Source organism: bacterium (genome assembly GCA_024224155.1).
GTDB lineage: Bacteria > Acidobacteriota > Thermoanaerobaculia > Multivoradales > JAHEKO01 > CALZIK01.
Genome location: JAAENP010000147.1, coordinates 1 through 6775, shown reverse-complemented (window position 1 = coordinate 6775; position 6775 = coordinate 1). Strand labels below are relative to the sequence as shown.

Sequence of the window (6775 nt, the reverse complement as noted above, 5' to 3'; positions counted from 1 at the left end):
TCCTAGGACGCCATTTCGGCTTCTCCAGAGTTCATCTTGCTGACATCACCACGGACGAGATCAACCGACGGATTGCACGGCTTAAGGACACCCCGTCAGAGCAAAACCATGCGTTTGTGGCGGTCCGCGTATTTCTGCGATGGTGTGTGAGGAATCACTACCTCGATCGTTCCCCACTTGAAGCGCAACAGCTACCAGCGCGAACCCGAAGTCGCGAACGTGTTCTCACCGCCCATGAACTAGGAGCAGTCTATCGGAGGGCACTGGCTTACCCATTTCCGTATGGTGGCATCGTCACACTGCTCATTCTCACCGGCCAGCGACGCGGAGAGATTGGTGCGCTCCAATGGTCATGGATCAAGGAGGGCACCATCACGCTTCCCGGCTCAATCACCAAAAACAAGCAAACGCACACTTTCCCACTTGGATCGTTTGCGAAATCTATTGTCGAAACCATCCCCGAAGCGGGTCCCTATCTCTTTCCCGCTGCCCGCTCGCATATTCGCGGCAAACGCACGACACACTTCAACGGCTGGGCCAAGGCCAAACCGCTCTTTAACAAGGGGTTGGAAATCGAACCGTTCACGTTGCACGACCTTAGGCGAACCTTTAGCTCCCACCTTGCTGCTTTGGGCGTGCCGCTCCATGTCATGTCAACGGCGGAGCAAAAAGGGGCCAAGTGGCGGCGTGAGATTGGGCCGCTCGGTGTTTGAGGCTTGTCCCGTAGTCGACGGGAGGGACCCGCGCGCGGCGCGGTGTGCCCCTCATACGGTTGACGCTGCGGTGCGCGTGGGAGGGACCTGTGGCCCACGGGGGCAAGCGGCGCTCGGTGGTCGGGTCAGCCGGCGGCCGGCTTCCGTTGTCCGCGGCTTTGATTGAGCCGGTAACTCTCGCCGTTCATCTCGAGGATCTGGACGTGGTGTGTGAGGCGGTCGAGAAGCGCACCTGTGAGCCGTTCTGATCCGAACACCTCGGTCCATTCGTCGAACGGCAGGTTGCTGGTTACCAGTGTCGAGCCGCGCTCGTAGCGCTGGCTGAAAACCTCGAACAGGAGCTCGGCGCCGGTCTTTGACAGGGGCACGAAGCCGAGTTCGTCGATGATCAGGAGTTTGTAGCCCGCGAGCCTCTTCTGGAACCGGAGGAGCTGTTTGTCGTCGCGCGCCTCCATGAGTTCGTGCACCAGCGCGGCGGCCGTGGTGAAGCCGACACCGAGGCCCTTCTGACAGGCAGCAAGACCGAGGCCGAGAGCGATGTGGGTCTTGCCGGTGCCGCTGTTGCCCAGCGCAATCACGTTGTCACGGCGCTCGACGTACTCGCAACGGGCAAGCTCGAGCACCAGGGTCTTGTTGAGCGAGGGGATGGCCTTGAAGTTGAAGCTGTCCAGGCTCTTGACCACGGGGAAGCGGGCGGCCTTGATCCGCCGCTCGACCATACGGCGCTCGCGGTCGATCAGCTCGAGCTCGGCGAGGCGATGGAGATAGCGCACGTGATCGACGCCGTCCGCGGCGCATTGCCGAGCGAGCTTGCCGTACTCGCGCAGGAACGTTGGCAGCTTGAGCTTCTTGAGGTGATGCTCCAGCAGCACCTGTGGCGTGTCGGTCATTGGCCGCCGGCACCCGACAACAGACGCATGTAGTTCCCGGCCGACGTCGTTGCGACCGTGGCCCTTGGAAGATAGGGATAGAGATCGAGATCAAGCCGTGGCGGCCGGCGTTCGATGCGGCACAGCACCAGGTGCTTGACGGCGTCGAAGCCGATCGCGCCGAGCTTCAGGGCATCGCGGACCGCCGCTTCGACATCGGCGTGCCGGAAGGTCTCCATGAGACGTAGCACCTGGACGTACTCGCGCTTGCCCGGCTTGCCCATGCGGGCTTCCATCAGGCGGCGCAGCGTGGCGAACACCTCGGGCAGATCCCAGCCTTGGAGCGGCGCGGCCTGGTCCAGCGCGCCGATCTTCTGCTCGATCAGCGGCAGGTAATGCAGCGGATCGAACACCAGGTCCTCACGTTCGTAAGAGCGCCGGTGCCGCGCGATCGTCTCCGCGCCGCAGCTGATGACCACATCGCCGACATAACCGCGGATCAGCACCTCGCGGTGGCCATAGGCGACGGGAACGGAGTAGTCGTTGCTCTTGTAGCGCACCAGCGATAGCGAGCTCACCCGGCCGGGTCGCCGGTCGCACGCGTCATAGGGTGGCGGCATCAACGCCAGGAACGCGGCGCGATCGCGCGCGAGCCGTTCGCCGATCGTCTCCGTGTGGCGACGCAGCCGATCGTCGAGGCGGCGACGGCAGTGTTCCTCGAGCCGGGCGTTTAGCGTCTCGAAGCTCTCCGCATGAGGCATCGGCACCAGGAAGTTGCGGCGCGCAAAGCCGACCAGCCCCTCGACCTTGCCCTTGTCATTCCCCTTGCCCGGGCGACCGAAGCGATCCTCGAACAAATAATGTGACTGGAGTTCGCTGAAGACCCGGGTGCGCTGCCGCGTGCCGTCGCCAAGGATCCGCGCCACCGCCAGCGTCGTGTTATCGTACAAGATCGAACGGGGAATCCCGCCGAAAAAGGCGATCGCCGCCACGTGGCCGTCGCAGAAAGCCTCGGATGTCTCCGCCGGGTAGGCCTTCACGAAGCACGCATCGCTGTGCGGCAGATCGAAGGCGAAGAAGTGCGCCTTGCACATCACCCCGCCGATCACCGCCAGCGCCTCGCCGAAGTCCACCTGGGCGTGGCCGGGCGAATGGGCCAGCGGCACGAACATCTCGCGCGTCCGGGAACGCCGCTCACGCACGTAGTCCTTCACGATCGTGTAGCCGCCGGTAAATCCGTGCTCGTCTCGCAGCCGCTCGAAGAGCCGCTTCGCCGTGTGACGCTGCTTGCGGTGCGCTCCACGATCCTCCTCGAGGATCCGGTCGATGATCCCTGTGAACCCATCCAGCTTGGGACGACGGGGCGGACCACTCCGCCGGTATCCAGGAGGCACCGAGAACGCCAGCATCTTGGCGACCGTCTTGCGGTCGATCCCAAACTCTCGCGCCGCTTCCCGATGACTAAGCCCGTCAACTCGGCATGCGCGCCGAACCCGCGCGTAAAGCTCCACCCCGTACATCCCCCCGCCTTCGATTCAATACTTCCAAATCGAAGGCTACAGGCGGCCCAATCTTGCGCCGCCGCAGCCAGACCAAACCGGCCGCTTCAGTGGGGGATTATTGCGCCGCCGTTCTCAGAGCACCCGGATTTTGCGCTCCGGAAAATACTGCTGTCCGGCAGCCTCGCCAAAGGTACGGCCCTGAAATCGATCAGCGACGTTGACATGGGCTGCTATGTCTCGGCGGATTCCGCGCCGGGCCAGGTAGGCGAGCTGATCGGCTGGTTAGCGGACAAGCTAGAAAAGGCGTTCCCCAACTTCAAGCCCGGACAGATCACGCGCAAAACTTACTCCGTATCGGTGAATTTCATCACCACCGGTAATGAGGTCGACATCGTTCCAATTCTCTACAGCGGCGATCCGGAGTGGCGCGGTTACCTGGTCTCGCAGGATACCGGTGAGAAACTGATGACCAGCGTGCCGATGCATCTGGAATTCATTAGGAGACGCAAGAGAGCGAATGATAAGCATTTTGCCCAGGTTGTCCGCTTCATCAAATACTGGGCCAGCTTGCGGAAGCAGCAGGACACTGACTTTCGGTTCAAGTCCTTCATGGTCGAACTGATCGTTGCACATCTCGCCGACGGCGGGACGCGGCTGGACGACTACCCGGGCGCCCTTCAGAAATTCTTCGCGTATATCGCGAACGACGATTTCGAGACGGTAATCGCGTTCCCCGACTACTATTATCTAGGAACGTGCGCGGTTACCTCCGATCCGATTCGTATCTGGGACCCGGTCAACTCCGAGAATAACGTCGCCAAGCTCTATACACCGGTGAACAAGGCGAAGCTCGTTGAGGCCGCCCTCGATGCCGGCGACGCGATCGACTCGGCGCTCCGCGCAAGGACAAAGGGCGAGACCGTTCGCTATTGGCAGAAGTTCTTCGGCCCGGCTTTCAATCCGTAGGGCATTATGACAGCAAGCATTACAATCACCGCCGCCGAGACATTCACCCTGGCGCATGCCCGCCGGATCGCTTCGAAGGTCGCGACCGATCTGCTGCGATTCCAAACGCTCTATCGTTCACCGTCAACCGTGTGGATCGACAAATACGAAACCGAGATGGTCGAGCTGCTTAGGCACGACGGGATAAAGAACGTCGTCTACGGATTCAAGCGGGATGGAAAATGGACTGAGGCCGCAGTGCGCTACAAAGCCTTGCCTGGAGGCATATTGGTTGCCGATGACGATCCAGGCAAGATCAGGCCGCGTCTCGATGTGGCGGGCGCCTCATTCACGTCGTTTCTCTCCTACAGTGGTCAGTGGTTCAACCTACCGGCACATCAACGCGTCGCAATAGAGAGAAAACTGCCGTTTCAGCGTTCGTTCGGCGAGTCTCCGCCGCTGGAGACTGGGCATTGGTCCGATGACCTGAACTATTACGCTGGTGGCCGGGGACTCGGTCGCAGCACGGTCAGGCGGTGAGCATCATGGATCAGCCGACCATCGACGACCTTTTCGATCGCCGGCTGACGTTTCCCGATATGGACGCGGCAAAGCGGCTTGCCCGCTTGGTCGGCATTGACGACGCCCGGATGCGGCTAACCAAGTTGCTTAGCGCGCTGGTCAACCCGGCGGGACCGCGTGAATGGGCAAAACGCAATCATCAGGGTGCGGGCATCATCCTGGACTTTCTGGAACGCAGGCCACCGCTAGTCATTCTGGCCGGGGACGTCGGTACCGGGAAGACCGAGCTTGCTGAGACTGTTGGCGATGCCGTCGCGCGGCAGGAGCGGATCGAGGTGACATTGTTTCCGCTCAGCCTTGCGACACGGGGAAGCGGCAAGGTAGGGGAGATGACGCGGCTGCTCTCTGCGGCCTTCGAAGCCACGCTACAAGCGGCCGAAAAGCTCAAACGCATAAACGCCAAGTCGACAGGCGCTGTCGTGCTGCTGGTCGATGAAGCAGACGCATTGACCCAGAGCCGCGAGGCCGGTCAGATGCACCATGAGGATCGGGCGGGCGTCAACGCTTTCGTCAGAGGCGTTGACCGCCTTGCCGAGAAGCAGCTTCCCGCCGCAATTATCCTCTGTACGAACCGTTTGACGGCGATCGACCCGGCCGTGCAACGCCGCGCGGTGGACCGGTTCGAGTTCCGCCGGCCGGATGGCCGGCAGCGGCGGATCGTTCTTGAAGAGCCGCTCGGCGAATTGGGTTTCGGTAAGTGGGAGATCGACCGGATCGTGAAGCTGACCGGACCACCGGGTGGCCAGGAGGGATACGGTTTCACGTTCTCCGACCTAACCCAGCGCCTGCTGCCGACGCTGGTGCTCGACGCATATCCCGACCGCCCGGTGACGTTTGACCGGACCATTCAGCTCCTCTCGGACATGAAGGCGACGCCGCCATTCCGAGACGGCGCAGCGCCCTAACTGGCGACTGGCCGGATTCAAACCGATGACGCAGGCTGTGACAGCGCGTCGAGACGGTGACGCTTTCCAGGCCCGCATGTTTTGGCGAAAGGCCGCATGCCTCCTCGATACCGAAAGCCCGATCGTCAGAGTTGGCTTTGAGAACGGACCGAAAGGGTTTGATGATATCTGGGTTGAGTACAACCCGCCGATCATCGACCAGCAAGGCCGGCCGCTTTGGCGTGAGCACATTCAGTGCAAATGGCATGTATCACCGGGTGGTTACGGTTATGCCGAGCTCACCGATCCCGCCTTCATCAATGCCAATGCTCACTCACTGCTTGAACGGGCGCTCAAGGCACAGCGCGTCCATGCACCAGGCGGCGAGGGGGTGCGGTTTCGTCTGGTCACAAACTGGCGGATTGAACGGACCGACCCGCTGCGGACTCTCGTCAATCAGCGGTCAAGCGCGCTGAGACTCGATCGTTTGTTTGTACCCGGCACCGACCGCAGCGCGCCCGGTCGCGTACGCAAGCTGTGGCGGGACCATCTCGGGCTCAATGATGACAGGCTGCGCCTCCTGGCCCGTACGCTGGCGTTTCCCAGGCCACTGACTCGCTCGATGACCTACGCGCCGCGCTCGACCTTCATTTCCGTGTCGGCGGCCTGCGAAGGGTCTCGCCGTCAGAGAGCGCCTTCGTCTACGACAATGTGGTATTCGAGTGGATGGCCCAGGGCCAGCTGGAATATGACCGGGAATCGTTTCGCGCCGCCTGCGAGGCGGAAGGACTGATCGCCGGGCCTGGAGAGGGCAGGCCGAAAGTCTACGGGGTGAAGTCATTCGAACATGCGACTGACCGCCTTGAGGACCGATGCACCGCCGTTCTCGATCTCGTGCCAGGCTTCGCCGATCGCCAGATCCGCCCAGAGGCTGATTGGCAGACCGAACTCTATCCCGCGTTGAAGAAATTTCTTCTGGAGGCCGCAAGAGAAGGTGACCGGCTCCGGCTTGTCCTTGATGCACACCTTACCCTTTCTTTCGCCGCGGGCTCGGTACTGGACATCAAGTCGGGCCGGGTGGTCGAATTGGAGCAGCGCACGATCGGAAGGAAGGTCTGGGCGGCGGATGACGCTGCGTCAGATTCCAGTTGGCCGGTATGGGCGTTCGAGATCAAAGAGATAGACGGTGAAGCCCACGACATCGCGGTCGCGGTCGGAGTGACGCACGACATTGCCGCTGATGTTGAGACCTTCGTCACACAAAGCCTGCCGTCGGTGAG

Annotated in this window: 5 protein-coding genes and 2 pseudogenes; 5 read left to right on the top strand and 2 right to left on the bottom strand. The window is 61.8% G+C overall.

Going from position 1 to position 6775, the window contains the following annotated elements:
• The coding region (locus GY769_08400) for a tyrosine-type recombinase/integrase (GenBank protein MCP4201938.1) at positions 1 to 713 on the top strand (713 nt) is incomplete at its 5' end.
• A gap of 125 nt (positions 714 to 838) precedes the next feature.
• Here GY769_08400 and GY769_08395 read toward each other — a convergent pair.
• Positions 839 to 1603 (bottom strand): ATP-binding protein, encoded by a 765-nt coding sequence (locus GY769_08395; protein MCP4201937.1) that lies wholly within the window; start codon positions 1601 to 1603, stop codon positions 839 to 841.
• Positions 1600 to 3102: an IS21 family transposase gene (locus GY769_08390; protein ID MCP4201936.1), complete on the bottom strand. Its 1503-nt coding sequence runs from the start codon at positions 3100 to 3102 to the stop codon at positions 1600 to 1602. Before GY769_08390 ends, GY769_08395 begins: the two co-directional genes overlap by 4 nt.
• A 114-nt stretch (positions 3103 to 3216) precedes the next feature.
• Here GY769_08390 and GY769_08385 point away from each other — a divergent pair.
• From GY769_08385 to GY769_08370, 4 genes and pseudogenes are all read left to right on the top strand, one after another.
• A pseudogene (locus tag GY769_08385) lies at positions 3217 to 4050 on the top strand (nucleotidyltransferase).
• 6 nt (positions 4051 to 4056) lie between these two features.
• Positions 4057 to 4569 (top strand): hypothetical protein, encoded by a 513-nt coding sequence (locus GY769_08380; protein ID MCP4201935.1) that lies wholly within the window; start codon positions 4057 to 4059, stop codon positions 4567 to 4569.
• A 2-nt stretch (positions 4570 to 4571) separates the two neighbouring features.
• Positions 4572 to 5516 carry an AAA family ATPase gene (locus GY769_08375; protein ID MCP4201934.1) on the top strand — a complete coding sequence of 315 codons (945 nt, stop codon included), beginning with the start codon at positions 4572 to 4574 and terminating at the stop codon, positions 5514 to 5516.
• 25 nt (positions 5517 to 5541) lie between these two features.
• A pseudogene (locus GY769_08370) lies at positions 5542 to 6775 on the top strand (SAVED domain-containing protein).

Coding starts and splice junctions, on each gene's coding strand:
- GY769_08380 (MCP4201935.1), top strand. CDS start 4,057: ATGACAGCAAGCATTACAATCACCGCCGCCGAGACATTCACCCTGGCG.
- GY769_08395 (MCP4201937.1), bottom strand. CDS start 1,603: ATGACCGACACGCCACAGGTGCTGCTGGAGCATCACCTCAAGAAGCTC.
- GY769_08390 (MCP4201936.1), bottom strand. CDS start 3,102: ATGTACGGGGTGGAGCTTTACGCGCGGGTTCGGCGCGCATGCCGAGTT.